Below are 26,877 nucleotides of genomic sequence, written 5' to 3'. Positions count from 1 at the left end.
CAAGTGTAAGCGAGCCTCCGCGCGCACGTAACAACGCAGGTGCTGCGGCGTCGTTCCACCCGGGACCTGTGATTACACCCGGGCGCGGCCTTAGCGTTAGGATGGAAAGCGGCATCGGCATCAGCACGCGCCACAGCTGTGCACCGGCCGATACCGCAACGGTGAGATCCCCAAGGAGAGGCGAGTAGATCTAGTGAGCCACGACCAAGATATTCAGCTCCACGACTCCGTTGACCGCACCACGGCCCGCTCCCCCGAAGATTTCGATGCGCCGCTGCGCGCGGTTGTGCGGCGCCTGAGCACGATGCTCGGTCAGGAAATTGCCCAGCAGCACGGGGAAGAAACCCTCGATCTCATTGAGAAAGTCCGGGCGGCGGCGCGTGATCTCGATTCGGAGACGGCCGCCTCAGAAGTGCAGCGCTCCTTGGATAATATGTCCACGGATACCGCTATCATTCTCACGCGTGCGTTCGCGGAATACTTCCTGCTCGCCAACGCGGCGGAACAAACGTTCCGTATCAAGGTTATTGGCGATAAGGATCCGGCTGAATCCTGGGTTCCGCGCGCGATTGCGCGTATTTATGACGCGGTCGGGCTGGAGGGCCTGCAAAAAACCGTCGATTCGCTGGATATTCGCCTTGTTTTTACCGCTCACCCCACCGAAGCGCAGCGGCGCGCCGTGCTTACCAAGTTGCGCCGCGTCTCCGAAATTGTGGAGACGGAAACGGAAGAAGGCAGCGAGGAACGCGCCCGCCAGGATCGCGAACTCGCCTCGGTGATGGAGAGCATCTGGCTCACCGACGAATTGCGCCGCGTGCAGCCCACTCCCCTGGATGAGGCCCGCAATGTGATGTGGTACCTGCGCAGCCTCTACACGGATACCCTTCCCGATGTCATCACAGATTTCCGCGACGAATTGGAACGTTACGGCGCCCACCTGCCCGAAGACGCCGTCCCGATCCGTTTCGGTTCCTGGATCGGTGGGGATCGCGACGGCAACCCGTACGTCACCGCGGAGGTCACGGCCGATGTGTTGCGGCTCCAGTCCAGCACCGCTATCGATATTGCCGTGTGGTTCGTCAACCGCGCGATGCTCAGCTTGTCGATTTCCTCGCGTCTTTCGGGCGACGACGCCGCACTGCTGGCCTCCCTAGAAGAGGACTTCCGCTTCCCGGACCTCGTGGATGAAGATTCGCGGGCCCTTTACGCGGAAGAACCCTACCGGCTCAAGCTGGGTGCCATTCGCTCCAAACTCAATAATACGAAGGCCCGCATCACCACGGGTGCGGAGCATATTCCCGGCCATGACTACGCCACCGGAACGGAAATTCAAGAAGAATTCCAGTTGCTGCGCGATGCCCTGCGCCGCCACGGCGCGGAACGGGTGGCCGACGGGCTGCTCGCCACCGCCCAGCAGATTATTCACGGGATGGGCCTGGGGCTGGTCATTTTGGATGTGCGCGAGCACTCCGAGAAGCATTTTGAGCTGCTCAGCGAATTATTCAATCGCTTCGGGGGTCTGGAGGCGGATTACGCCACGCTGAGCCGCGAAGAACGCACCGCGCTGCTGGGGCGGGAACTGGCCTCCGCGCGCCCGCTGGCACCCGCACTGATCAACACCGATGATTCGCCGCTGACGGAGAGTTCGCAAAAGACTTTCGAGGTATTCCGGGCGATTCGCCAGGCCCATAAGATTTACGGGACCGATGCCATTACCACGTATCTGGTGTCCATGACCCACGGCCCTGACGACATCCTCTCCGTGGCGCTGCTGGCCCGTGAAGCTGGGATTATTGATCTGGAAAGCTCGGAGAAGCGCGCCGATCTGGGATTTGCGCCGCTGCTGGAAGAAGTGCCGGAGCTGCGCCGGGCCGGGGAGATCCTCGATACCCTGCTCTCCGATCCTTCCTATCGGGAAATTGTGCGGCTGCGGGGTAACCGCCAGGAAGTTATGCTCGGCTACTCGGATTCCAATAAGGATGCGGGTGTGGTGACGTCCCAGTGGGAAATCCACCAGGCGCAGCGCCAGCTGCGCGACGTCGCCGCTCGGCACGGCGTGACCCTGCGGCTCTTCCACGGCCGTGGCGGTTCGGTGGGGCGCGGGGGCGGGCCCACCTACGATGCGATTTTGTCCCAGCCGTACGGCGTTTTGGACGGCGAAATTAAGTTCACCGAACAGGGCGAGGTTATTTCCGATAAGTACACGCTGCCGGCCCTGGCCCGGGAGAACCTCTCCCTCACCCTGGCCGCGGTCATGGAAGCTTCCGCCCTGCATCGCGAACCGCGTAATAGCAATGTGTCGCTCAGCCGCTACGACGAAGTCATGGACTTCCTCAGCGGGGCGGCCTACCAGCGCTATCGCGTGCTTGCCGATGATCCGGATCTGCCCGAATATTTCGTGACCTCCACCCCGGTGGAATTGCTCGGTGATCTCAATATCGGTTCGCGCCCCTCCAAGCGCACCACCTCCGAGAAGGGTCTGGATGGCCTGCGGGCTATTCCCTGGGTCTTCGGCTGGACCCAGTCCCGCCAGATTGTACCCGGCTGGTTCGGTGCCGGTTCCGGGCTGCGGGCCGCGCGCCAAGCCGGGTACGGGGAGGACCTCAAGAAAATGGTGCGCAGCTGGCAGTTCTTCCGCACCACGATGTCCAATATTGAAATGACCCTGGCGAAAACAGATATGGATATTGCCGGGCATTATGTGCGCACCCTGGTGCCCGAGCGGCTCCACCATATCTACGCGGAGATTCGCGAAGAATACGAACTGACGGTACGCGAGCTTGAGGCATTGCTGGCCGAGGATGATCTTCTGGATACCCAGCCGGTTTTGCAGCGGACCTTGCGTATTCGTGACCAATATCTCAAACCGATTCATTACCTCCAGGTGGCGCTGCTGGCGCGGGTGCGAGCGGATGCGGGCAGCGCCGATGGGCTTTCCGGCAAGGCGCAATCGGCCGATGAGCAGCGCGCCCTGCTTACCACGATTAACGGCATTTCCGCTGGAATGAAGAATACGGGATAAACGTTATGGAAACCGTATGAAGCGTGCGGCGATCTCACCGCGCGGACGAGGCTCGGGACCGGCAAAGGCGCCGGTGCTGAGCCTCATTTTTACTTTCTGCGGCTTTTATTAAGAAAAAACCTGTGTTTCGGGCGACACCGGACTTATTTTTACACTAAACTGAAACCGTGGAACGAACATATAGAAGAAGAGTGGGTAGGAAGCAACGCTTCAACGCTGACGATGTTATTCGGGCAGCGAAGGAGGTTGGCGTCTTTACCTTCACTATGAGTGATATTGCAGGCAAGATCGGCGTTGCGACCCCCCGCGGTGTACCGCCTTTACGATGGCCGTCAGGATATCGTTGAGGCAGTCATTCGGCGCGCTGCCGATGAAACACCAATTGTGCACGCGGGCACTGATTGGCACGATGCCATCGAGCAGGCAGATGCGAATCTGCGGCGCACCCTGGATGATTACAACGGGCTAGGCGAGGTGCTCCTATGCAACCCGAAGCTGACGGTGCATTTCGCGCGACAGCTCCAGGGGCTCTCCCGGGCACTCGAAGATGGCGGTTTCTCGCATCAGAAGTCGGTGGCTTTCGCTTATGTGGCAATCGGGCAGACGATTCTCCGCCATATTATGGAAAAGGCTTTCCGTTACATGAATCCGGACCGTCTGAACGTCATGGAGAAAACCGGGCCGGATCTGATCCCCTTCCTTGAGAAGGCGGCGGAGGATCCCGAGGGCGCGCTGGACGGATACGAAGCAGTGCTGCTTCGATATCTGGAGGACCGGGAGCGCTAGGCGCGGCTTTCTGCGCGGTAGCGCGATGCCGGAACGACGACGCAGCTTCCGCGCACCAACCCAATCTGTACACGGGCGGGTACCGAGAAACGGTACCCGCCCCTTAGTTTGCTTTCATCAGGAAACTCAGCTAATTTTCCGTAAAATAACGGGCCGGGCCACGTACCTGAATTTCGGTACCTGACCCGGCCCCATGCTTAGCTCTCTTCGGCCGTTAGCCGGCTATAAAACCGAGCTACTACTTCCTGCGTGTAGCATCCGCATCGCGGCGCACCGCACCGGCATCATTGCGGCCAACCACCGCGCGCGAGCCCCATACACCCGCAAAAGCGGTGAGAATCGCGGAGAGCAACAGACCCACGAAAGCCCAGATAGCAACGGTGGAGCCGGTATCGGTGACGTCCTGAGCAACCTCGCGGCCTTCCGCAACCAGATCCTTGGCCTGAGCCTGCACATCTTGGAGAGTCTTTTCCGCGTTATTAAGAGCCTGCTCAGCCTTGACCTGTGCCTGGTTGTACGCTTCCACCGCGTTGTCCACGGCCTTGCGAGCTTCATCCTCATTCAGGTCCGTATTTGCGGCAACGGACTTCGCCACCGCATCACGGTCAATATCCTTCGTCACGGAATCAACCCGCTGCTGGAGTGAATCGCCCAGATCGGAAAGGATCGTTTCGTAATTTTCCGGATTGACCACCAGGTCCTTGGCCGCAGCACTGATATCATCCGTGGCGCCGTCCACCTGGCCGCGCAGGTAATCAGGCTGGAGTGTTTCCTCACCTGTATCCGCAAGAATCTTCTCCGTTTGAGCTTCCACGCTATCCCACTGAACGTCGAGGTTATCGGAAATAGCGCTGGCCGCCTCCGAAACGGCGTTCCCGGAGGCCTGCGCCACCCCACCTACCGCGCTACCCGCGGCGTTGCCCACCGAGCCGATGGCTGAACCAACCGCGCCCAGCGCGGCGGAAATACCCAGCCACACCGCTACGGTGGCCACAATAATCGTGGTGGCCCAGGTGGTCAGGCCGTGCAGCAGCCCGCCTTTAACGGCCAGCGCGCCCGTCACGTAACCGCCCAAACCTAGGGCGATCACAATGGAGCACACCGCCCACAGCCCCATGCCGAAGCCGAAACCTTCACCGGGATTGCTCGAGGCCGGATCGAAAGTGCCCAGGCCGATCGCCGCGCCGAGGAAGCTGAAGACCACCAGGGTGGCAATAGCAACGGCAACACCGGCGAAAACGGAGCCCCAGGACATATTGGTGGCCCGGCCCGGGGTATCAGCGCCTAGGAAAGTGGAGCGCCATCCCGGCTTCGCATCCTCGGCCGAGTACTGCCCGGCCGAAGCCGTCCGGGCATCTACCGGACGTGCGGTAACTCGTTCGCGATCCGCGCGGGTATGCGCCGTCGTTACTTCAGGGTAATCGCGCTCGGGAGTTGCCCCTCCGGGCGTAGTTGTATGTTCTGTCATGAGTTGATCCTTAAAACTTGGCGGAAAGCGCCATGGGTGCCGGCCTGGTGGTGTCAGCCGTGGTGGCAGAGCCGTCGAAGGCGCAGCACAGCACTCTCTAGGCACCACACTAGCCACGCCACCCTTAAGTGATCAAAGCGACAGGACATGTAATGTCATTCACTTCTCAATCAGAATAACTTATAATCTTTGTCTTTATTTCTCTCCACATATCGGCTAATCTTCCACAACCAAGCCGCAAGATCGGCGTGATTCCATAACAGATTCGTGACGAACGGATCCGCAAGGATGACTCGCGTTTCCGCAGCCGCACCTCAGGCCGCACCTCAGCCCAGTATCCTGCACCTACTGCTTAATGCTCTGCTGTACCACCGCGTACCCGTGCAGGGTCACATCCAGGCCTCGGTTCTTAGGCTGATCCGCGGTGTTATGCGGAGCGCGTTCCCGGGCCGCGGCCCAGGCATCGTAAGAATCCTGCGCATCCCAGCCGGTCACCACGTAGTAGTCCTCCACCCCGTTTACCGGGCGCCACAGTTCGAAGAAGGAGAATCCGGGTGCCGCATCCACGGCCGCCTTGCGCGCCGCGAAACGCTGCTCAATAACCTTCTCCATTCCGGGGAGGAAAGATAGGGCCACAATAGAAACAAAGCCCGCTTGCGGGGTCTGCCCGTGCTCGACTTCAGGAAGATTGACCACCTCAAATTCGAGCAGCTGCGCACCCAAGTGTGCATTATCGGGTGCCTGGCGGGCAGCATCCATTTTGCGCGGATGCGCGGCCGGATCGGTACGCCACGCGGTGAAATCCTCTTCGGATTCCCATTCGGTGACCACCAGGTAGCGCTCCCCTTCGTTCAGCGGGCGCAGCAACCGGAAGGACAGAAAACCGGGCCGCTGATCCACGGCACCTTCGCGCGCCGCAAAACGCGCCTCGAAGTGCTCGCCAGCACCTTCCGGAACAGAAATAGCATTGATTTTCACGACGGTCATGGAGGCTCCTTCACCTAGAACAATGGGACGTGCACCATAGTAACTCTCTTGGCACCCGATGCTCCGCATGGTGGAAACTTCACCCTCCGCTCCCCCGCCGGTGCCACAATAGGGCGCATGCCTTCCCACGTCTCAGATGTCCGCTTCGGAGCACAGATGGCCGCGGGCGCCGGCCTGGGGATGATCCCCCTGGGCATGGCCTTCGGACTTCTTGTTATCCAGTACGGCCAACCGTGGTGGCTCGCTCCCGCGCTATCCTTCTTTATTTATTCCGGTTCGGCCGAGCTGCTCGCCGTCGCCCTTATTAGTGCGCACGCACCCGTCCTCACGATTCTCCTCACCATCTTTTTCGTGAACGTGCGTCACGTTTTTTACGCGTTTTCGTACCCCATCGCGCAACTCACCCACCCGCTCGCCCGCATGTATTGCGTCTACTCCCTCACCGACGAAACCTACGCCATCACCACCTCACATCCCGGCGTCTGGAACCAACGCCGGCTGGTCTCCCTCCAAGCCGTGCTCCAAGCGTGCTGGGTCGGCGGCGGGCTCCTGGGAGTGGCGATTGGTGGGTTCCTCCCCGGCCAGATTCGCGGCGTCAATTTCGCGCTCGTCGCCCTTTTCGTCGTCCTCGCCCTGGACGCTTTCCACGCGCGCCGCGATATTCCCGGCGTGCTCGGCGCGGGCCTCGCGTTTTTGCTGGCGCAGCTATGCGCGCCGAGCGCCCTGCTGCCGGTCGCGATGAGTCTTTTTGCGCTGTTCTTAGTGGTGCGTTTCGTGGTGCGCACCCGTTTTAAGAAGAACGACGACGCCGCTCCCTCCCCACGCGGCGCATCAGGCGAGGAAGGTGAGCTGCGATGACCGGCTATCTCCTTGCTGTGCTGCTGGGTTCTCTGGCCCTCATGCTGTGCCTGCGCGGGGTGCCGTTCCTTATTTTGCATCCGCTGCGCCGCTCGCGTTTGGTGCGAGCATTATCGGCCTGGCTCCCGGTGGGGGTACTGGTCATTTTGGCGCTGGCGATGGTTCGCAACGAAGTGCTTCCAATATCTGCGGAATCCGTGCTGCGCGTGGGCGTGGCCAGCGCGGTCACGATTCTGGCCCACGAACTTTCCGGGCGCCGCATGCTCGTTTCCCTGGCCGCCGGCACCCTCACCTATATCGGCCTGCTCGCGATCTAGAATCTGGGGTGACGCTTGCGCCACCGAAGGCGAGCGAAAACTGCTGAGGAGGATCCACATGCCTGAGGCGCGCAAACGAAGTTTCGTGATCCGGCACCCCTACCTCACGCAGATTTTTCTTGCCTATGTGATTGTCTACGCCTGGTTCATTTTACGTGTTATCCACGCTGTGTTCACCAGTTCACGATATTCATCTAGCCCAGAGGAATTCATTTTTTCATTGATCGTCCTCGCTATTTTCCCCTGGGTCACCACCTACCCGATTATCCTCACGTGTTACCAGGTCATCGCGCTGATCATCGCAATACGGGGGAAGTTGCTGCCGGTTCTGGAGGCTGCGCATGATGTCTGGACTATCTTCCTGGCGCTCAGTTTCCATGTAAGCAGCGGTCGAAAAGTAGCCCAATACCTACTACGACGAGCACTATTTATGCACCGTGGCAGCCGGCGGTCACCCGGCGATAGTCAAACCGATCCGGGACGGGGTGCGCGGCGGGCATCGCATTACCGTGAACCGCCAGCTTCTTATCGCGAATGCATTTGAACAGGTCCTGGAAGAAAAGACCCCGAGAGCGCATCGGGCAATCCGAAGCTTCTATAACCGTTATGGCTTCCCACTCTCGCGGCTCATCCGCACCCGCCTCGCGGCGGACGTCGTCTGGATCGCCATGAAACCCCTGGAATGGCTATTCCTGGCAGTTATTTACCTGGTTGATGCCCGCCCGGAGGACCGCATCGCAATCCAGTACACCGGCCGCCGCCGCCAGGACTTCACTGCCGGGTAATATCGGGCGCAAGTTAAAACTGCACGAATAGCGCAAGGGCTCACGAAGTTCAATAGTCACACCAGCCCCTGGGGAGGGGGTATCTGTTTTCAGAGCTGTACTGTGCTTGTCGTACACGAGAAGTACATCCCGGAAAAACATACCTTCCTCGCCAGCGCATTCGTTTCCGGGCATGCTTCATGCGGCTCCGCGAATGCAGTGGGGGAGCAGATCCGGGCATCCGGATCTGCTCCCCCACTAATTGCGCTGTGCGCGGTGAGCGCCCTGCGCCAGCTCACCCGAAGGTAAGCCGCGCGATAGGCGCGTGGCGCACGCTGCGGTTATGCGGCTTTAGCGCTTGACGCGCGCCGAACCGCCGCGGGCCAGGTTCTCCACCTCGGCGCGGGTGGCCATGGTGGTGTCCCCCGGCGTGGTCATGGCGAGAGCGCCGTGGGCGGCCCCGAGTTCCACTGCCTTCTGGACATCACCGTATTCCATGAGCCCGAAGATAAGGCCGGAGGCGAAGGAGTCGCCGCCGCCCACGCGGTCAAAGATCTCCAGGCCATCACGCTGGGTAGCCTGCACGAAGCCCTGATCGCGCTTCCATGCCACCGCACCCCAGTCATTGATGGTTGCCGAACGCACCTGGCGCATCGTGGTACCGATGGCCTTGAAGTTCGGGAAGGTTTCCGCCGCCTTCTCAATCATCTTGTGGAAGGATTCCACCTGGAGGTTATCGAGGTTTTCATTTGCACCTTCGATTTCCAGGCCGAGGCAGGCGGTGAAGTCCTCTTCGTTACCGATCATGACATCCACGAAGGGCGCCAGGGACTTATTCACTTCCTGCGCGCGGGCCTTGCCCCCGTGCAGATTCCACAGCGAAGGACGGTAGTTGAGGTCATAGGATACAACGGTGCCGTATTCCTTAGCCTTCTTAATAACCGCCAGCGCTGTTTCCGAAGCCTGTTCCGAGAGAGCCGCGTAAATTCCACCGGTGTGCAGCCAGCGCACCCCGAGCTCGCCAAAGAGGTAATCGAGATCGATATCCTCCGGGGTGAGCTGCGAAATCGCGGTGTGAGCCCGGTCGGAACACCCGACAGCCCCGCGCACCCCGAAACCGCGTTCGGTGAAATTGAGGCCGTTACGAGCCGACTGGCCGATGCCGTCGTCGTCGACCCAATGAATGAAACGGGTATCCAGGCCGCCGGTGAGGATCAGATCCTCGAGCAGCAGCCCCACTTCATTACGCACCAGGGAGGTGAGGATCGCGCCGCGCTTCTGGAAGGCGCGTCGCAGGCCGCGGGCCACGTTGTACTCCCCGCCGCCTTCAGAGGCGGCGAACTGCCGGGTGGTGCGGATACGGCCGGCACCCGGATCCAGGCGAAGCATCACTTCACCCAGGGAGACAATATCGTAGGTGGTTTCCTCGGCGGATTTAATCGTCAGGGCGTCGCTCACTTGCGAATCTCCTTAGCTAGATCGGATGCTTCTTGGGACAGGCGGGTGATCTCCGCGAAGTTCCCGGAGGAAATCAGATCGCGCTTGATCATCCACGAACCCGAAACGGACAGGATGGCCGGATCGGAGAGCCATTCGGCCATATTCGCGAGCTTCACTCCGCCGGACGGCACGAAGTAGGTATTCGGGAAGGGACCGCGCAGGGCCTTGACCATGGGCAGCCCGCCAGCTTCCCCACCGGGGAAGAACTTCACCGCGGTGGCACCGTATTCCAGAGCCATCATGATTTCCGTGGCGGTCTGCACGCCCGGAAGGTAGGGAATCTGGCGTTCGGCGGCCACATCGGCCACGCCGGCGCTCCAGCCCGGGGAAACAAAGAACTTCGCACCCAGGTCCGCGGCGGTTTCCGCCTGGGCCCGGGTAAGAACCGTTCCAGCACCCACCGTCATACCCTCAACGTCCCGCATGGCCTTAATGGCTTCCCCGCCGGCAGCGGTACGGAAGGTCACTTCGGCGCAGTGGATACCGCCGGCCACCAGGGCGCGGGCAGCCTCGGGCGCCTGCGCGGCGTCGTCGATCACCACAACGGGAACAATGGGGTGGGTTTCCAGGAACGGACGAACGTCTGGAAGTTGCTGAGACACTACTTTGCCGCCTTCTTCATCTTGTCGATGCCGTCCCACAGCCCGAGGAGGTACTGGGTGCCCAGTGCCCGGTCATACAGCGGGTAGCCGGGGCGGCCTTCTTCGCCCCAAATCATGCGGCCGTGATCGGGACGCACGTAAATATCGGGGCAGGTATCGTAAATGGCTTCCACCGCGGCCTGCATATCGAGGTCGCCGTCCGCGGACCAGTGGGCCGCTTCCTTGAAGGTCTTCTCCCCCAGGTACTTGACGTTACGCAGGTGGGAAGCGGCAATACGGCCGCGTTCGCCCACGTAGCGCAGGATCTCCGCGACGTTATTGGACGGGTTGGAGCCAAGCGAGCCAATGCACACGCACAGGGAGTGCATCGGGGAATCATTGAGGGCCAGGATTTCCTTGATGTCATCCAGGCTCTTGTAGGCGCGCGGAATACCGAAGAGATCCCAAGCCGGATCGTCCGGATGGCAGGCCATCTTAATGCCGACCTTTTCACAGGTGGGGATAATGCCGTCCAGGAAGTACTTCCAGTTTTCGCGCAGCTTCTCCACCGTCATGTTCTGGTAGAGCGCCATGACTTCGTCCAGCTTGGCCAGGCGTTCGGGTTCCCAGCCGGGCAGGGTGAGACCACCGGATTCTTCGGCCGTCTTATTGACGATATCCTGCGGGGTCATGCCTTCGATTTCGGAGTGATCGTAGTACAGGCAGGTGGAGCCATCCTCGTTTACGTGGGCGAGTTCGGTACGCAGCCAGTCGAAAACGGGCATGAAGTTGTAGACAACTACCTTGACGCCGAATTCCGCGAGGTTTTCCAGCGTGGTGCAGTAGTTCTTGATGTATTCGTCACGGCTGGGAAGGCCGAGCTTGATATCCTCGTGGACGTTCACGGATTCGATGATCTCGCATTCGAGTCCGGCTTCGTGAACCTGGTCGATGAGGACCTTGATTTCGTCCTTTTCCCAGTTCTCCCCGGCGGCCTTGTAGGACAGGGTGCCCATAATTCCGGACACGCCCGGAATCTGCTTGATGTACTGCAGCGGAATGGGGTCGTGACCTTCGCCGTACCAGCGGAATGTCATTTTCATTAGTTGATCTCCTCGTGAATAGTGGCACGCACAGCGCCGGGACCGGCAATGAGCTTCGTGAACAGGGCTTCGACCTTCTCCGCCAGCGGAGTGGTATACAGGTCGAGGCCGAAAATATTGGCATTGGACAGGATGGGCTTGAGCGCGGCGTGAGCATCAACGCTCTCACCGAGCTTAATTCCCTTGAGGTGCCCCTGGAGTTCTTCCAGCAGCGGATCGGAAGACGGCGTGAATTCTTCGCCGTCGTCCGCGATACCGAGCAGGTACCGTGCCCACACCGCGAAAACGAGCGGGATCACGCGCAGCTTGTCCATATCCAGACCGCGGCGCTGGTATTCCTGCAGCGTGACGCCGAAACGGATCGGAATCTTCTGCGAGGTATCCATAGCGATACGGGCCGGATTGTCCGGCAGCGCGCTATTGGGGAAACGCTCCTCGAGAACTTCGCGCACGAAGTCCTTCGGATCGATAATCCCCGGATCGGTTACTACCGGCATCGCTTCATCATAGGCGAGGATATTGACCATCTTCGCCAAATCGGGATCGCGCATTTCCGAATCAATGGTCGGGAAGCGCATCACCGTACCGGACACTGCCAGTGCGGTGTGGAGCGGGTTGAGGCAGGTGGTGACCTTCATCCGCTCGAACTTATCGCAGGTTTCGCGATCGGTGATGTATACGCCGTAATCCTCGAAAGGCGGGCGTTCGGCCGCGAACTTATCTTCGATAATGAGGTATTCGGTGGGTTCGGCATTGACGAAGCCGGCAATCGGGGTGCGGCCAAGGTGGTCAATACCCATATCGGTGAAGCCGAGCCCGGTGAGGTACTCCGATACTTCTTCCGAGGGGCGCGGGGTGATCTTATCGATCACGGAAATCGGGAAGGCAACCTTGGTGTCATCACTGGCCCAGTCCAGGAATTCCTGGCTGAGCGCGCCGCGCTCCACCCACCCGCGGGCGATCTGCAGCACAGAATCGCGCAGCTTATCGCCGTTGTGGGAGAAGTTATCGGCGGAGATGAAGTTAATGGGTGCCCCGCCCGCCTGGTAGCGATGCGCGAGCAGCCCGGCCAGCAGCGCCATGGTGTTCTCATGGTTGGCGAAGGGATCCGAGGCGATATCCGCGCGGGTAGCTTCGGAAAGCTCACCCTGGGAATCCTGAATCACGTAGCCCTTTTCGGTAATGGTGAGGGTAACCGTGGTCATCTCCGGGTTGGTGAAGATGGAGACGAGCCGATCAAAATCGCCCTCGCGGCGAGTTGCCAGGCCATCGGCCAGGCCGGCAATAACGCGGGTATCGCGCTTATCCCCGGAAAGAATAACGCCCAGGGTCAGCAGGTCAAAAGCTTCGAGCTGCTTTTCCATTTCAGCCGGGTTCATCGGCACCACGCCGGTGATCGGCCAGTACTTGCCGTCCGCCAGCATGTCATCCGCGATGCGCGCCAGGAAGATCCGGAAAATATTACCCGGGCCGATATGCACCCAGCGCGGGTTGGTGCGCACGCGCTCCTGAGTTGCGGCCACATCAAAAGCCGGAACTTGAATACCGGCTGCTTCGTAATCACTCGCTTGGGAGAGCGAGCTGAGATTGAGTTTCATATACATCACCTTTGATAGTTGGATCGGGACGGCTCCACGTGCGATCCACCGGCGGCCGCCCCGCAGGAGCGCCGGCGTGCGCCGTGTTCCTGCCGTGAGGTCACCCGGTGAGTGAACACCGCTCCCGATGCCACCACCCAGTATTCCTTTATACGACGACGAACCGGCCGGGCACCCCCGCACCCGAATGTTTCCTTACGTGAAACGCCCGTTCGTACGTATGAAATGATTGTACCTCATTTTCGTGCCCGGCGGCACCCGGGAGCGGGGTGTGAAGTATTCGGATTCCGGGCCTTTTCTTATTCAACACTGACCGTCCCGCGCCCCCGTTTTTATGTTTCACATATTGAAATCGCGCGGTATAATTTTCCCGGCCTGCAGTTATACCCTCGTAGAGTAAAGGAGCTTGAGGTGTCCGGTACTTCCCCTGAGGAGCGCGCTCCGCTCTCCTCCATCGATCGCGCGTTGCTCGTTGTGGAGTTTTTAGCACGCCGCGGACCGGAAGGTGCCCCGCTCTCCGATATTGCAGCCGCGGTGGATTCCAATAAGGCCACGGTCCACCACACGCTGCGTTCCCTGCGCTACCGGGATTGGGTGGACCAGGATGCCGATACCGGCTACTACTTCCTCGGGGACGGCGTAGACCCCATTATTCGCTACACCACCCGCACCCAATTCGTGGTAGACCAACTCCACCCCGCCCTCGTGGCCATTTGCCACCGCTATAACGAACTCGTGCACCTGGGCAAGCTCTCCGGCCAGGTGGTCACCTACCTCGATAAAGTGGAACCGGATCGCCCCATCCGGGTGGTGTCCTTTATCGGGCGTAATGCCCCGGCGGTCACCACCGCACTCGGGCGCGCTTTGCTGGGCGCCAATAACGTAACCGGTGCGGAAATTGACTGGTACCTGAGTGTTCCCACCGATAATCCCCCCACCCGCGCCACCATCGAGGAGTGCATCGAGCACGTGCACCGCCACGGCTGGGGTATGGAAGTGGAAGAAAACGAAGCGGGTATTGCCTGCGTTGCGGTCCCGGTCGATCTGAAAAACGGCGAGCGGGTGGCCGTGTCCGTCACCGCACCCGCCGAACGTCTGGGAGCGGCAACCCGCGAAGCGGTGGCCTACGGTATTGCCGAAGAAATCAACGCTATTTCCGGTTCCACCGGCGTGAGCGTTCCGGAGGTCCTGCTGCCCCGTTCCGTGCGCTAAGCGAACCGCGGGTAGCCGGCGCCCGGTGGCGGGCTTCCTGCATAGTTCCTGCCACCGATACAAGTACGACGACGCAGGCTAGCTGCGCCGTCGTACCACTTCCGCTACTTCTTACGCCGTTCGCGTACCCGAACCGAAATCTGGAGCGGGGAACCTTCGAAACCAAAGGTGGCCCGCAAGCGGTTTTCCAAGAAACGCCGATAGCCTGCCTCGATGAAACCGGTGGCGAAAAGCACGAAACGCGGCGGGCGCGTCGACGCCTGGGTGCCGTAGAGGATACGCGGCTGTTTGCCCCCGCGCACCGGATGCGGGTGCGCGGCCGCCAATTCGCTGAGGAAAGCATTGAGTTTCCCGGTGGGAATACGCTGATCCCAGGATCGCAGCGCGGTGGTCATGGCATTGGAGAGCCGGTTGGTATGCCAGCCGGTTTTCGCCGAAAGATTGACGCGCGCCGCCCACTGGATCTGCACCAGTTCGCGCTCGAATTCGCGGTCGAGTTCGAAACGGCGTTCCTCATCAACCTCGTCCCATTTATTGCAGACGATAACGAGGGCGCGCCCGGCATCAATAACCTGCTGGATCACCCTAATATCCTGTTCGGTGAGCGGCTCGGAGGCGTCGATAAGGGCGAGGGCCAGTTCCGCTTCCGCCAGCGCGCGCTGGGTGCGCAGATTCGCGTAATAATCCGCCCCGCGGGTTTGGTGCACCCGCCGGCGAATCCCCGCGGTATCCACAAAAGTCCACGGGGTGCCGTCCAGCTCGATAACTTCATCAACCGGGTCGCGGGTGGTTCCGGCAATATCGCTGACCACCGCGCGGGTTTCCCCGGCCAGCTGGTTGAGCAGGGAGGACTTACCCACATTCGGGCGCCCCACAATGGCGACCCGGCGCGGCCCGCGCCGCTTGGGGCGGGCCGGCACCTCGCGTTCTTCCGGGAGCGCACGGATCACCACGTCCAGAAGATCACCCGAGCCGCGCCCGTGCAGAGCCGAAACCGGGTAGGGCTCCCCCAGCCCCAAAGACCACAGGTAGGCGGCATCCGGTTCCTGCTGCGGGGAATCCACCTTATTGGCCGCCACGATCACGGGTTTGCGCGAGCGGCGCAGCACCCGCACCAGGGCTTCATCGGTATCCGTCATCCCGACAGTGGCATCCACCACGAAAATAACGGCATCGGCCTGCTCGATAGCAATTTCGGCCTGCAGGGCCACATCGCGATCCAGGCCCGCCACATCGCGTTCCCAGCCGCCGGTATCCATGAGGAGGAAGCGGCGATCCGCCCATTCTGCCTCGTAGGAGACCCGGTCGCGGGTCACGCCCGGGACGTCCTGCACCACGGCCACCCGCTTGCCAACAATACGATTCACCAGGGAGGATTTGCCAACATTCGGCCGCCCGATAACCGCCACCACGGGCAGCGCGCGGGCGGCGGCTTCCGCATCCTCGGGTTCTTCCCCGGCCAGGAGCGCCAGATCGGCCTCGTCCAGATCGTAGGCTTCCAGACCGGCGCGGAGCACGCGTTCAGCGTCGTCCGGGGTGGTCCCCTCCGCGCTCATATCGCGGTATTCCTCAGTCATTCCTGTTCCTTTCCGAAGCCCTGTGCCAGCGTGCGCACCGCGGCCACCACGTCCGCAATACTCATCTGAGAAGAATCAATTGTAACGACTCCTGCGCGATCTTCCAGGAAAGAAGCGACCGTGGAGTCCTGAGCATCGCGCTCGGTTACTTCCGCGCGGGTGGCGGCCAGGGCATCGGGTGCCGCGCTGCCGCGCACTTCCCGGGCGCGCCGCGCCAAACGTGTTTCTTCCGATGCGGTGAGGAGAATTTTTGTGGGAGCTTCCGGGGCGACGACGCTGGTAATATCGCGCCCCTCCACCACGATGCGCGGGTGCGCCGCGATAATGGCCCGCTGCCGGGCAATGAGTTCAGCGCGCACCTCAAGATTGACGGCTACCTGGGAAACCACCCGGGAGAGCTCCGGAGCGCGGATAGCGGCGGTAATATCCTCCCCTTCGCAGCTAATCTTCTGGTTATCAGGATCGAGGGGCATGTCAAGGTTCATGGCCCGCACCACCGCGGTCACGGCCGGCTGGTCGGTGAGTTCCACGCCGGCATGCTGGGCGGCCCAGGCCGCGGCCCGGTACATGGCACCGGTATCGAGGTAGCTGAGCCCGAGCTCGCGGGCAACCTGGCGGGAGACGGTGGATTTGCCCGAACCGGAGGGCCCGTCAATAGCAATGGGATAGCCCGATGTTTTGAGGCACGGGGTGTCCATGGCTTCGGCGTGCGGGGTGCCGGCTGCCTCGGGGCCTTGCGTGCCCGCCGTGTTCATCTCACTCATGCTCTCCTCCTTCAATAAAAGCCTGCCACTGGCGCGCGGCCAGCGCCGCGCTGAGATCCCGGGCCGCGGCCGGCGCTACCGAGAGCCGTGCCCGCCCCACTTTTTGGGCCACGGAATGCTCGAGCGAAAAATCTTCAATATTCACGCCGATCTCACCCACTTCGGTGAAGAGGCGGCCCAATTCGCCCGGGCGGTCGGGAACCAGAACGGTGACCTCGGTATAGCGCTGGGGTGCTCCCCCGTGTTTGCCGGGAATGCGCGCCACCCCGCGCCCGCCTTCGGCCACCACCGCGGCAACAGCCCGGGCCAGCCCGGGCGCCTGCGCCGCACCCGCGGCCGCTTCGAGGGCGCTCGCCAAGTTCGCGGTACGCTCGGCAACATCGCGAAGCACGGGAGCAACCGCCGCGCAATTGCAGGCAATAATCGCGGTCCATAGCTGCGGATCCGAATGCGCCAGCCGCGTCATATCGCGTAATCCCTGGCCGGCAAGGCTCAGCTCGGTAGCTGCGGCGTCGTTCAACGTACCCGCCAGCAGGGACGACACCAGCTGCGGGACGTGACTAACGAGGGCGACGGCGCGGTCGTGCGCGCTGGCCTCCACGAGGATCGGCATGGCGCCGCAATCCAGGGCGAGGCTGCGCAAACGCGCAATATCTTCCTCGCGGGTTTCCGGACGTGGGCAGATGACCCACGGGCGGCCCTCAAAAAGATCAGCGTCCGCGGCAATCGCCCCGGAACGTTCCCGGCCGGCCATGGGATGGCACCCGAGGTAGCGCTCCCGTTGTGGATGGGTAGCCAGGCGCTCTGCTACTACCGCCTTGACGGATGCCACATCGGTCACGAGCGCGGTGGAGAAACGATCCAGGGCCGCGCTCACCACCTGCGCTGTGACGTCCGGGGGCACCGCAACCACCACGAGGCTCGGCTCCCAGGCGCTTTCCGGGGGTTCCTCCCCCGCACCCAGATCGCGGGCCAGGGCCGCGGCCAGCGGGGAGGAATCCTCCAGGTACACCGGAATATCGCGCAGCCGCAGGCGCAGCCCGAGGGACGCGCCCAGCAGCCCCGAGCCAATAATAAGGACCGGACCTGCGTGCATCACATCCCTACCGAATGCATGAGGGCCGAGAGCTCGCTACCAGCGATCACCCGGCTTTTTCCGGGGCGCAGCCGCCCGGCATCGATCGTGGCGAAACGGGTGCGCACCAGTTCCATAACCGGGTGCCCCACTTCCTCCATAATGCGGCGCACAATGCGATTGCGGCCCGAATGCAAGGTGAGTTCCACAATGGAATTGCGCGGCTGGGATTCCCGCAGCACGAATTTATCCACCCGAATGGGGCCGTCCTCCAGGGTGATGCCCTTTTCCAGCACCCGCGCGAGGCCCCGGGTGACCTGGCCTTCCACCCGCGCCACGTAGGTTTTCGGCACCTCGTAGGAGGGGTGGGTGAGTCGGTGGGTGAGTTCGCCGTCGTTCGACAGCAAAATCAAGCCTTCGGTATCTTCGTCCAGGCGCCCCACGTGGTAGAGGCGCTGCTCGTATTTCTCCACGTACTGGGCGAGGCTCGGGCGGCCCATATCATCATCCATCGTGGACACAACCCCCGGCGGCTTGTAGAGCGCCACCGTGAGCAGATCGGGTTTGACCGCGATTGGCATTCCGTCCACGTGGATGGTGTCACGTTCGGCATCCGCCCGCGTTCCCATTTCGGTTACGACGGCGCCATTGACGGCCACCCGTCCCTCGGCAATGAGCGCTTCGCAGGCGCGCCGCGAGCCCACCCCCGCGTGGGCCAGGATCTTTTGCAAGCGTTCTCTCATCTTATTTCTCTTTCCACATCGTCAAGTTCGGTTGCGTCGGGCAGGTAGGGCGCCAGGGGCGGCAGTTCATCCAGGGAATTCATCCCCATGGCTTCGAGGAAATACGGGGTGGTCGCATACAGCACCGCACCGGTGGACGGCGTGGTGCCCGCTTCTGCAATAAGACCGCGGGTGGCGAGGGTACGCACAACTCCATCAACATTCACGCCGCGAATCGCCGCGATCTGGGCGCGGGTCACCGGTTGCCGGTAGGCGATCACCGCCAGCGTTTCCAAAGCCGGCGTGGATAGTTTACCCGATTGCCCGCGGGTTACGTGGGCCAGCACAATATCGGATACCAGCGGATTTGTGTAGAAACGCCAGCCTCCACCGGCTTCGCGCAATTCGAATCCGCGCGGGCGGCCGCTGCGGTACTCCCGGGCCAGGTTCTCCAGTTCGGTGCGGGTGTCCGCTTCGCTCAAGCCCACTGCTTCGGCAAGAGTGGCGAGGGGAACCGGGGTGGCCGCCACGAAAAGCACCGCCTCGAGGGCGGTGGCGGGGCAAAGATCGGCCACGAATTCTCCTTGTAATGTTGCGGACCAGGCAGGGTGCGCGGGCTGCGCACGCCTTGTGGCCCAGTCTAGTCGCTGCCCGGCGCGCTGGTTGCTGATACCTCGCCGTATTCCGCGGCGACGTCGCCCGCCCCGGCCGCCCCGCGATCATCTGCCGGGGTGGGGCGCAGCACCAGCGCGCCCAGCGGTTCATCCTGCTCCGCGGCAATCGCGCCGCGGCGTAGCAATTCCAGCACCGCCAAAAAGCGGGCCACTACCACCTGCACCGATCCGGCATCCGCGCACAGCTGCGTGAACGTGAAAGACTCCCCCGCCCGGAAACGTTCCTCTAGGTAGGCCACCTGGCTAGCCACCGGAACCACCGGGGAATGCAGGTGCTCCAGCTGGACCACCGGTTCGGAGGTATCGCGGGTAAAAGCGCGGGCGGCCAGCAGGGCCAGATCCATGACCCCGAGCGGGAGGCGCACCTCCGGCAGTGCTTTCGCGTACATTTCTTCGAGGGGGACATCGCGGCCCACCCGCCGCCCGGTTTCTTCCAGGCGCGCCCCAAAATCGCGGGCGACCTCTTTGAACGCCCGGTATTGGAGAAGCTTGGCGAAGAGGAGATCGCGCTGCTCAAGGAGCTCCCAATCTTCGTCTTCGCTTTCGTGGCGGGGCAGCAGGCGTGCCAATTTCATATCGAGGAGGGTGGCGGCCACCACCAAGAATTCCGAGGTGGTGGAGAGATCCACTTCCGGCCTGGAGCGTATCCAGGCGATGAACTCATCGGTGACTTCCGCCAGCGCCACCTCGGTAATATCCAAGTTTTTCTTGGAAATCATGGTGAGCAGCACCGAGAAGGGCCCCGAATACACATCGAGGTCAACATCGAAATCGGATGAGGCGTCAAAAAGAGTGGTCACGCCCACTCCCGCTTAGGCACTTTGGCCGCGGGCAATCACTTCGCGCGCCAGCTTCCGGTAGGCCACCGCCCCCGGGTGCGAGGGCGCGTACTGGGTGATGGGTTCCCCGGCCACCGAAGCATCCGGGAACTTCACGGTGCGGGCAATATATGTGTGGTACACCTTTTCCCCGAAGCCTTCATGCACCGAACGCATCACATCACGCGAATGGAGGGTGCGCATATCCACCATGGTGAGAAGCACCCCGTCAATGGTGAGCCGCGGATTAAGGCGATCCTGCACCCGCCCGATTTGTTCGGTGAGCAGCGCCACCCCGCGCATGGCGAAGTACTCCGCCTCCAGCGGGATAATAACCCCGTGCGCGGCCGTCAGCGCATTAACGGTGAGCAGGCCCAGGGAGGGTTGGCAGTCAATAATGATGACGTCATAATCATCGAGGACCGGCCGCAGCACCCGGCTGAGAGCCTGTTCGCGCGCCACTTCATTAATGAGCACAATTTCGGCCGCGGAGAGGTCAATATTGGCCGGGACCACATCCAGGCCCTCCACCTTCGAATGCTGGATAATGCCCCGCACATCCGGTTTCGCGGCAATCAGTTCGTTATAAATGGTGCGATCCAGCGCGCGGGCATTAATCCCCAGACCGGCCGAGGCGGCGCCCTGCGGATCGAAATCCACAATGAGAACGCGCCGGCCGTATCCGGCCAGCGCCGCGGCGAGGTTAATCGACGTCGTTGTTTTCCCCACCCCGCCCTTCTGGTTGGACATCGCAATAATGCGCGCCGGGCCGTGTTCCTGCAAAGGCTCCGGTTCGGGAAAATCCACGTTCTCAGTTTCAAAAAGCGCGTTCTGTTCGGTCACATCTCTAGGGTACCTAAACTCGGAGGACTTGCGGTGCCATTTCTGGCGAAGAGCGTAGAACGACGACGCCGCGCCTGCCCCGCTTCCTACTCGCTGCGCAGCGCCCGCGGGTGCGAGGTGGCATACACCGCCTTGAGTACCTCGCGGGAAACCTGGGTATAAATCTGGGTGGTGGTCACCGAGGAATGCCCGAGCAGCTCCTGGACCACCCGCACATCCGCGCCGCCCTGGAGCAGGTGGGTGGCAAAAGAATGCCGCAGCGAATGCGGGGAAACATGGGCGGTTATACCAGCGTGTTCGGCAGCCTGGCGAATAATGAGCCAGGCGCTCTGGCGGGAAAGGGCCCGCCCGCGGGTATTGAGGAAGAGTTTTGTTACTCCTTCCCCGCGCGCGGCCAGTTCCGGGCGGGCCCGGGTGGTGTAGGCATCCAGTGCTTCCAGGGCGTAGCGCCCCAGCGGCACCACTCGTTCTTTGCGGCCCTTGCCGAAAAGCCGAATCGTGGCCGTCTCCGTATCAATATCATCAGCGGTGAGCCCGAGGGCTTCGGAGATGCGCGCGCCCGTCCCGTACAGGACTTCCAGGAGTGCGCGATCACGCAGGCCCAGGGGCGGCGGGGTGGCCCCGGCCGCCTCAATCATGGCGGTGACCTCCGCGATTGTCAGAGCTTCGGGCAGGCGCGCGGGGAGTTTCGGGGGGCGCACCCGGCTGGCCGGATTGGCCGGGCTGGCGCCGTCGTCGTATAAAAACGTATGAAAAGCCCGCACCGCGGTCACGGCCCGTGCAATAGAAGCCGGTGCCATTCCGGTGAGCGTTTCGGAAAAGGACGCGACGTCCTCTTCGCGCACCTCGGCGGGGCTGGTGACGCCGCGGGAATCGAGGTGCGCAAGATATTTACGCAAATCACGCCGGTAAGCGGCCACGGTATTGCGCGATAACGCGCGTTCGACGCTGATATGGGCGAGGAATTGCGCAACCGCGCGCTGTAGGGGCGGGGTGCCGGGTTCGGCCATATATTCTCCTTCGCGGATGCGCGGTAGCGTGCGGGAGGCGCGCCGCATTGCTCGCGCGGTACTCGGGCGTTCGTGCCCTCGCGCCGGGCGCGAACGAAGGTGGGCCCCGGGCGCGCGAAACCCGCTCGACCAGTAGACTAGTGCGTGGCACATCTCATGTAACCACAACCTTATGTTAGGAGAATTCAATGGCGAAGCTCGAATGGTCGCAGCTTGATCAGCGGGCCGTGGATACCACCCGGCTGCTGGCCGCGGATGCGGTGCAAAAAACCGGGAATGGGCACCCGGGAACGGCTATGTCCCTGGCGCCGGCGGCCTACCTGCTCTACCAGCGGGTCATGAACCACGATCCGGCGGATTCTGCGTGGGTGGGCCGTGACCGTTTCATTCTCTCGGCCGGGCATTCCTCCCTCACGCAATACAATCAGCTGCTGCTGGCCGGCTACGGTCTGGAACTTGATGATATTAAGGCGCTGCGCACCCTCCACTCCAAGACTCCCGGGCATCCGGAATACGGCTACACCAACGGCGTGGAAATGACCACCGGGCCGCTGGGTCAGGGCCTGGCCTCCGCGGTGGGATTCGCGATGGCATCCCGGCGCGCCCACGGGCTTTTTGACCGGGATACCCCGCTCGGCCAGTCCGTTTTCGATCATTTTGTGTACGTGATTGCCGGGGATGGCTGCCTCCAGGAAGGCGTGACCAGTGAGGCTTGCTCGCTGGCGGGCACCCAGGAGCTGGGGAATCTTATTCTCATTTACGATGACAACCGCATTTCCATTGAGGACAATACCTCCATTGCTTTCAGTGAGGATGTGCTGGCGCGTTACGAAGCCTACGGCTGGCACACCCAGCACGTGAATTGGATTAAGGAGGATGGCTCCTACCAGGAGGACGTCCAGGCTCTCTACGATGCGATTCTGGCTGCCCAGCAGGTTACCGATAAGCCCTCCATTATTAAGCTCTCTACCATCATTGCTTGGCCGGCGCCCACCAAGCAGAACACCGGTGCCTCGCACGGGTCGGCCCTGGGCGTGGAGGAAATTCGCGCCACCAAGGAAATTCTGGGCTTCGACCCGGATATTGATTTCCCGCTGGACGATGAGGTGCTGGCCCACACCCGCACACATACGGCGGAGCGGGCAGCCGCGGCCCGTAAGGATTGGGATGCGCGCTTCGAAGCGTGGCGGGCTTCCCATCCGGAAGAAGCCGCTCTCTACGATCGCATCCGGGCCAAGAAGTTCCCCGAGGGCTGGGAAAAGAAGCTGCCGAGCTGGGAGCCGGATCCCAAGGGGATCGCGACCCGCGCGGCTTCCGGCGCGGTGCTCAATGCCCTGGCCCCGGTACTCCCCGAGCTGTGGGGCGGTTCGGCCGATCTGGCCGGTTCGAATAACACCACGATGAAGGGCGAACCTTCCTTCCTGCCCGCGCATCGCTCCTCGGAGATGTTCTCGGGTGATATATACGGGCGTACCCTCCACTTCGGTATCCGCGAATTCGCCATGGGCGCGATCATTAACGGAATTACCCTCGATGGGCTCACCCGCGCCTACGGCGGCACCTTCTTTGTGTTCTCCGATTACATGCGCGGCGCGGCCCGCCTGGCGGCCATTATGAATATCCCCTCGATTTTCGTGTGGACGCATGATTCGGTGGGCGTGGGCGAGGACGGCCCCACCCACCAGCCCATCGAACACCTGTGGGCTTACCGCGCCATCCCGCGCCTCAACATTGTGCGGCCGGCCGATGCGAATGAAACCGCGGCCGCGTGGCGCGGTGCATTGGAGAAGGTCGACGGCGGGCCTACCGGGCTCATCCTCACCCGGCAGGGCGTGCCGGTTCTGGAAGGGACCTCCACCGAAGGCGTGCTCAAGGGCGGCTACGTGCTGGCGGACTCCCCCACCGGGACGGTCGATGTGCAGCTGCTGGCCACCGGTTCGGAAGTGCAGCTCGCGGTAGCGGCGCAGAAGAGCCTCGCGGAACAGGGCGTGGGTGCCCGCGTTATCTCGCTGCCCTGCCTGGAATGGTTCGAAGCTCAGGACCGGGCCTACCGCGATGCGGTGATCCTCCCCGATGTGAAGGCGCGAGTATCGGTGGAAGCCGGCGCCACCTTCGGCTGGGCTGGCTACGTTGGCGATGCCGGGCGCAGCGTGGGTATCAATACCTACGGGGAATCCGGCCCCGGCGGTGAGCTCATGAAGGAATACGGGATGACCGCCGAGCACGTGGTGTCCGCAGCCCTCGAATCCATCGAAGCAGCGCGGGCGTAGCTGGCACTCAGCTGCCGTAACCGATAGCTGGCGGCTAGCAGACAGTTAGCAAACACCTAGCTGGCGGGAACCGCACTCGTTTCACGCTAGTCGCGTAACATCATCAAGGTCGCGTGGCCGCTGTGCCGGTCACGCGACCTTGATTAGTTGCGACAGTTTCGGCTTCGGAGGTTATTCGTTGGCCTATAAGCGGTTTACGCGAACTGGGTGCACCAGCGGCTCCCGGAGCCGGCTGCACACCGTGATGGACACAGCCGTGCCCCTTTTCGGCTCAAGCGTCTACCATAAGACAGGCGCATATTCTCGCCCTCTTTTTCATGACAGGAATTTTATGGTTGCTCCTACCTCAGGTAATCCGCTCCGTGCCGTCGCTGACCGCCGCCTCCAGCGGGTGGCCGGCCCCTGCGGAATTGTTCTTTTTGGCATCACCGGTGACTTGGCGAACCGCAAAATTCTTCCTGCTCTCTACGATCTGGCGAATCGGGGGCTGTTGCCGCCGTCGTTCTCCATTATCGGAGTGGCGCGCCGTCCCGTGGACGCGGCCCGCAGTGTCGAAGCGGCCATCCGCAACGGCGCCCAAACTCCGGTTATCTCCACCACCCTGGCCCAAATCCTCGACGGTTTACGGATGGTCGAAGGCCAGTACAACGATCCGGAACTCTACCGCGCTCTCGGCGCCACCATGGCGGATGTGGATGCCACCCGCGGTACCGGCGGTAATTTCGCTTTTTATCTTTCCATTCCGCCCAGCCTTTTCCCGGTGGTGACCGAAGGGCTCGCCAACGCCGGGCTCAACCGCGGGGCACCGGGCAGCTGGCGGCGCGTGGTTATCGAGAAGCCCTTCGGGCACGATATGGCTTCCGCGCGTGAGCTCAATGCTTCGGTGAGCGGGGTCTTCCCCCACGATTCGGTTTTCCGCATCGACCACTACCTCGGTAAAGAAACGGTGCAGAATATCCTCGCGCTGCGTTTCGCTAACGAGCTTTACGAACCGCTGTGGAATTCTTCGCATGTGGACCACGTGCAAATCACCATGGCGGAGGATATCGGGATTGGTTCGCGCGCCGGGTATTACGACGGTATCGGGGCCACCCGCGATGTTATCCAAAACCACCTGCTTCAGCTGCTTGCCCTCACCGCGATGGAGGAGCCGACCTCTTTCCACGCCGATGCGCTGCGGGCCGAAAAGGAGAAAGTCCTCGAGGCTACCCACCTGTTCGGGAGCCCGGCGCAGGCTTCGGTGCGGGCGCAGTATTCGAGCGGGTGGCAGGGCGGCCAGTGGGTGCGCGGCTACCGGGAAGAAGACGGTATCCCCGCCGAATCCGTGACCGATACGTACGGGGCCATTGCCCTGGGGATTGAGACGCGGCGCTGGTCCGGAGTGCCGTTCTACCTGCGCACCGGTAAGCGGCTCGGGCGGCGCGTTTCCGAAATTGCGGTGGTCTTCCGCAACCCACCCTTCCTGCCCTTCCCGGACGTGGCCGGCCTGGGCCAAAACACCCTGGTTATCCGGGTGCAACCCAATGAAGGTATCACCTTCAAATTCGGTTCCAAGGTGCCCGGCTCGGAAATGCGCCTGCGTGATGTCACCATGGACTTCGCCTACGGCCACGCTTTTACCGAGTACACCCCGGAAGCTTACGAGCGCCTTATTCTTGACGTGCTACTGGGCGATCCGCCGCTTTTCCCGCAAACCCGCGAGGTGGAAGAATCCTGGCGGATTATTGACCAGGTGGAAAACTATTGGGATGCTCATCCGGAGTCCCTGGAAACCTACGCGCCCGGGTCCTGGGGCCCGGCCGGTGCCGATGCTATGCTCGCCGCCCACGGCCACGCCTGGCGCCGCCCCTAGGCCGGCACTCTACGCGGTTCGTATCCGGGCACCCTCAGCGGCCCCTATCCCGTACCTGAAAGATCCGAGGAAGCTTCATGATTAACCATATTGCCGATACCACGTCCGCCCAGGTGGGCCAGCAGCTTGATCAATTGCGCGGAACTTCCGGGGTGGGAGCCCTCGGAAGGGTCCTCACGCTCATTATTGTGGCGCATACCGAGGGCGGGGTGCGCGATGCCCTCGAGGCGGCGGCCGGGGCCTCCCGCGCCCATCCTTCGCGGATTATCGCGGTGCTTCCCGTGGCTGGGGAAACCGCGCGCCTCGATGCGGAAATCCGCACCGGATCCGAGGCCGGTGCTTCCGAGATCGTTATTTTGCGCGCCCACGCGGGTGCCGCGGAGAACGTGGATACCCTGGTGACCCCGCTGCTGCTCCCCGATACTCCCGTGGTGACGTGGTGGATTCAGAATATGCCGGAAAACCCTGCGGCAACCGCGGCCGGCCGCATCGCGCAGCGCCGCATCACCACCACCCGCACCGCCGATCACCCAGCCCTGGCGCTCCAGCATCTTTCCGCCAATTACGTTCCCGGGGATACCGACCTGGGCTGGGCGGGCACCACCCTGTGGCGCAATTACATCGCTTCCATGGTCGATGAATTCCCGGGCCGCACCATTACCGGCGCGAAGGTATGGGGGCGCCCGCACCGCTCCTCGCTTTTCTTGCTCGCCGCGTGGCTACGGTTGCGCCTGGATGTTCCGGTGGAGATTGAACCGCAGGAGGGCGCTCCGATTACCGGCGTGGAGATTTTCTTGAACGACGGCGCAGCTCTCAGTCTGCATCGCACCCCGGGCAATGATCACGGCATGATGCTGCGCCCAGGCCGGGCTCCCCAGGAAGTATCTTTGCCGGTGCGCAGCCTTGAAGCGATGCTCATCGAGGATCTGCGCGACCTCAATCCCGATACCGCCTACGGCGAGGTCCTCACCAAGGGACTCCCTCTGCTCGACTACTCCCCCGCGGATGTGGATGTGAAAGCTCCCGCGAACGCAGAGACTGTAGCCACGGGTAGCACTGCGGCACACGGCGCGTAG

22 protein-coding genes and 1 pseudogene are annotated in these 26,877 nt (G+C 62.2%); 9 read left to right on the top strand and 14 right to left on the bottom strand.

Annotated features, from left to right (window positions below):
* The first annotated feature begins 193 nt into the window (after positions 1–193).
* Both ppc and QP305_RS00485 read left to right on the top strand, forming a co-directional pair.
* Entirely contained in the window at positions 194–3,022 is a 2,829-nt protein-coding gene (gene ppc / locus QP305_RS00490) for a phosphoenolpyruvate carboxylase (RefSeq protein ID WP_284903269.1), read from the top strand.
* Positions 3,023–3,406: 384 nt separating this feature from the next.
* Positions 3,407–3,808 carry a hypothetical protein gene (locus tag QP305_RS00485; protein ID WP_284903267.1) on the top strand — a complete coding sequence of 134 codons (402 nt, stop codon included), beginning with the start codon at positions 3,407–3,409 and terminating at the stop codon, positions 3,806–3,808.
* Positions 3,809–4,046: 238 nt separating this feature from the next.
* Here QP305_RS00485 and QP305_RS00480 read toward each other — a convergent pair whose 3' ends face one another.
* Both QP305_RS00480 and QP305_RS00475 read right to left on the bottom strand, forming a co-directional pair.
* Positions 4,047–5,276, bottom strand: a complete 1,230-nt coding sequence (locus tag QP305_RS00480; protein WP_284903266.1) for a hypothetical protein — start codon at positions 5,274–5,276, stop codon at positions 4,047–4,049.
* Between the two features lie 345 nt (positions 5,277–5,621).
* Positions 5,622–6,263, bottom strand: a complete 642-nt coding sequence (locus QP305_RS00475) for an antibiotic biosynthesis monooxygenase family protein (RefSeq protein ID WP_284903265.1) — start codon at positions 6,261–6,263, stop codon at positions 5,622–5,624.
* A 117-nt stretch (positions 6,264–6,380) separates the two neighbouring features.
* Here QP305_RS00475 and QP305_RS00470 point away from each other — a divergent pair, with 117 nt between their 5' ends.
* From QP305_RS00470 to QP305_RS00460, 3 genes and pseudogenes are all read left to right on the top strand, one after another.
* Positions 6,381–7,121 carry an AzlC family ABC transporter permease gene (locus QP305_RS00470; protein ID WP_284903264.1) on the top strand — a complete coding sequence of 247 codons (741 nt, stop codon included), beginning with the start codon at positions 6,381–6,383 and terminating at the stop codon, positions 7,119–7,121.
* Positions 7,118–7,438, top strand: a complete 321-nt coding sequence (locus QP305_RS00465) for an AzlD domain-containing protein (RefSeq protein ID WP_284890202.1) — start codon at positions 7,118–7,120, stop codon at positions 7,436–7,438. Before QP305_RS00470 ends, QP305_RS00465 begins: the two co-directional genes overlap by 4 nt.
* A 428-nt stretch (positions 7,439–7,866) precedes the next feature.
* Positions 7,867–8,223: pseudogene (locus QP305_RS00460) on the top strand (DUF6688 family protein); the annotation flags it as partial.
* Between the two features lie 330 nt (positions 8,224–8,553).
* On the opposite strand, the gene QP305_RS00455 reads toward QP305_RS00460, so the two are convergent.
* Genes QP305_RS00455 through QP305_RS00440 form a run of 4 tightly spaced genes read right to left on the bottom strand, consistent with a single transcriptional unit; the run spans position 8,554 to position 12,984 of the window.
* The gene (locus tag QP305_RS00455) at positions 8,554–9,660 is read right to left on the bottom strand and encodes a sugar kinase (protein WP_016442776.1); all 1,107 of its coding nucleotides are present in this window, start codon (positions 9,658–9,660) and stop codon (positions 8,554–8,556) included.
* Positions 9,657–10,304, bottom strand: a complete 648-nt coding sequence (locus tag QP305_RS00450; RefSeq protein WP_087070782.1) for a bifunctional 4-hydroxy-2-oxoglutarate aldolase/2-dehydro-3-deoxy-phosphogluconate aldolase — start codon at positions 10,302–10,304, stop codon at positions 9,657–9,659. The genes QP305_RS00455 and QP305_RS00450 overlap by 4 nt, the downstream gene beginning before the upstream one ends.
* On the bottom strand, positions 10,304–11,386 hold the full coding sequence (gene uxuA / locus QP305_RS00445) for a mannonate dehydratase (RefSeq protein WP_016442774.1): 1,083 nt from the start codon (positions 11,384–11,386) through the stop codon (positions 10,304–10,306). The genes QP305_RS00450 and uxuA overlap by 1 nt, the downstream gene beginning before the upstream one ends.
* Complete coding sequence (locus QP305_RS00440; RefSeq protein WP_087070781.1) at positions 11,386–12,984, bottom strand: mannitol dehydrogenase family protein; 1,599 nt, start codon at positions 12,982–12,984, stop codon at positions 11,386–11,388. Before QP305_RS00440 ends, uxuA begins: the two co-directional genes overlap by 1 nt.
* A 411-nt stretch (positions 12,985–13,395) precedes the next feature.
* Here QP305_RS00440 and QP305_RS00435 point away from each other — a divergent pair, with 411 nt between their 5' ends.
* Entirely contained in the window at positions 13,396–14,196 is an 801-nt protein-coding gene (locus QP305_RS00435) for an IclR family transcriptional regulator (RefSeq protein WP_284903261.1), read from the top strand.
* A 104-nt stretch (positions 14,197–14,300) separates the two neighbouring features.
* Here the strand turns inward: QP305_RS00435 and der are convergent, their stop codons facing one another.
* From der to xerD, 8 genes are all read right to left on the bottom strand, one after another.
* A complete protein-coding gene (gene der / locus QP305_RS00430) occupies positions 14,301–15,773 on the bottom strand; it encodes a ribosome biogenesis GTPase Der (protein WP_087070779.1) in 1,473 nt (490 codons plus the stop codon).
* Complete coding sequence (cmk, locus tag QP305_RS00425) at positions 15,770–16,537, bottom strand: (d)CMP kinase (RefSeq protein WP_284903259.1); 768 nt, start codon at positions 16,535–16,537, stop codon at positions 15,770–15,772. Before cmk ends, der begins: the two co-directional genes overlap by 4 nt.
* Entirely contained in the window at positions 16,530–17,633 is a 1,104-nt protein-coding gene (locus tag QP305_RS00420) for a prephenate dehydrogenase (RefSeq protein ID WP_284903566.1), read from the bottom strand. Before QP305_RS00420 ends, cmk begins: the two co-directional genes overlap by 8 nt.
* Positions 17,633–18,355, bottom strand: coding sequence for a pseudouridine synthase (locus QP305_RS00415; protein ID WP_016442768.1), 723 nt, complete (start codon positions 18,353–18,355; stop codon positions 17,633–17,635). The genes QP305_RS00420 and QP305_RS00415 overlap by 1 nt, the downstream gene beginning before the upstream one ends.
* Entirely contained in the window at positions 18,352–18,909 is a 558-nt protein-coding gene (gene scpB / locus QP305_RS00410) for an SMC-Scp complex subunit ScpB (RefSeq protein WP_087070776.1), read from the bottom strand. Before scpB ends, QP305_RS00415 begins: the two co-directional genes overlap by 4 nt.
* Before the next feature lie 65 nt (positions 18,910–18,974).
* Complete coding sequence (locus QP305_RS00405) at positions 18,975–19,808, bottom strand: segregation and condensation protein A (protein ID WP_284903258.1); 834 nt, start codon at positions 19,806–19,808, stop codon at positions 18,975–18,977.
* 12 nt (positions 19,809–19,820) lie between these two features.
* Positions 19,821–20,669 (bottom strand): ParA family protein, encoded by an 849-nt coding sequence (locus tag QP305_RS00400; protein WP_026429342.1) that lies wholly within the window; start codon positions 20,667–20,669, stop codon positions 19,821–19,823.
* A gap of 86 nt (positions 20,670–20,755) precedes the next feature.
* Positions 20,756–21,679, bottom strand: a complete 924-nt coding sequence (xerD, locus tag QP305_RS00395) for a site-specific tyrosine recombinase XerD (RefSeq protein WP_284903257.1) — start codon at positions 21,677–21,679, stop codon at positions 20,756–20,758.
* A gap of 188 nt (positions 21,680–21,867) precedes the next feature.
* Between xerD and tkt the strand changes: the two genes are divergently transcribed.
* The 3 genes from tkt to QP305_RS00380 all read left to right on the top strand — a co-directional run bounded on the left by tkt (position 21,868) and on the right by QP305_RS00380 (position 26,877).
* Positions 21,868–23,949 carry a transketolase gene (tkt, locus tag QP305_RS00390; RefSeq protein ID WP_284903256.1) on the top strand — a complete coding sequence of 694 codons (2,082 nt, stop codon included), beginning with the start codon at positions 21,868–21,870 and terminating at the stop codon, positions 23,947–23,949.
* 331 nt (positions 23,950–24,280) lie between these two features.
* The gene (gene zwf, locus QP305_RS00385) at positions 24,281–25,801 is read left to right on the top strand and encodes a glucose-6-phosphate dehydrogenase (protein ID WP_087070771.1); all 1,521 of its coding nucleotides are present in this window, start codon (positions 24,281–24,283) and stop codon (positions 25,799–25,801) included.
* A gap of 77 nt (positions 25,802–25,878) precedes the next feature.
* Positions 25,879–26,877: a glucose-6-phosphate dehydrogenase assembly protein OpcA gene (locus QP305_RS00380; RefSeq protein WP_284903255.1), complete on the top strand. Its 999-nt coding sequence runs from the start codon at positions 25,879–25,881 to the stop codon at positions 26,875–26,877.

Origin of the sequence: Actinotignum timonense, from assembly GCF_030216305.1 — a bacterium.
GTDB classification, from domain to species: Bacteria; Actinomycetota; Actinomycetes; order Actinomycetales; family Actinomycetaceae; genus Actinotignum; species Actinotignum timonense_A.
This window is presented reverse-complemented; position numbering and strand designations above follow the sequence as displayed.

Coding starts and splice junctions, on each gene's coding strand:
- QP305_RS00480 (WP_284903266.1), bottom strand. CDS start 5,276: ATGACAGAACATACAACTACGCCCGGAGGGGCAACTCCCGAGCGCGAT.
- QP305_RS00475 (WP_284903265.1), bottom strand. CDS start 6,263: ATGACCGTCGTGAAAATCAATGCTATTTCTGTTCCGGAAGGTGCTGGC.
- QP305_RS00470 (WP_284903264.1), top strand. CDS start 6,381: ATGCCTTCCCACGTCTCAGATGTCCGCTTCGGAGCACAGATGGCCGCG.
- QP305_RS00465 (WP_284890202.1), top strand. CDS start 7,118: ATGACCGGCTATCTCCTTGCTGTGCTGCTGGGTTCTCTGGCCCTCATG.
- uxuA (WP_016442774.1), bottom strand. CDS start 11,386: ATGAAAATGACATTCCGCTGGTACGGCGAAGGTCACGACCCCATTCCG.
- QP305_RS00440 (WP_087070781.1), bottom strand. CDS start 12,984: ATGAAACTCAATCTCAGCTCGCTCTCCCAAGCGAGTGATTACGAAGCA.
- der (WP_087070779.1), bottom strand. CDS start 15,773: ATGACTGAGGAATACCGCGATATGAGCGCGGAGGGGACCACCCCGGAC.
- cmk (WP_284903259.1), bottom strand. CDS start 16,537: ATGAGTGAGATGAACACGGCGGGCACGCAAGGCCCCGAGGCAGCCGGC.
- QP305_RS00420 (WP_284903566.1), bottom strand. CDS start 17,633: ATGCACGCAGGTCCGGTCCTTATTATTGGCTCGGGGCTGCTGGGCGCG.
- QP305_RS00415 (WP_016442768.1), bottom strand. CDS start 18,355: ATGAGAGAACGCTTGCAAAAGATCCTGGCCCACGCGGGGGTGGGCTCG.
- xerD (WP_284903257.1), bottom strand. CDS start 21,679: ATGGCCGAACCCGGCACCCCGCCCCTACAGCGCGCGGTTGCGCAATTC.
- tkt (WP_284903256.1), top strand. CDS start 21,868: ATGGCGAAGCTCGAATGGTCGCAGCTTGATCAGCGGGCCGTGGATACC.
- zwf (WP_087070771.1), top strand. CDS start 24,281: ATGGTTGCTCCTACCTCAGGTAATCCGCTCCGTGCCGTCGCTGACCGC.
- QP305_RS00380 (WP_284903255.1), top strand. CDS start 25,879: ATGATTAACCATATTGCCGATACCACGTCCGCCCAGGTGGGCCAGCAG.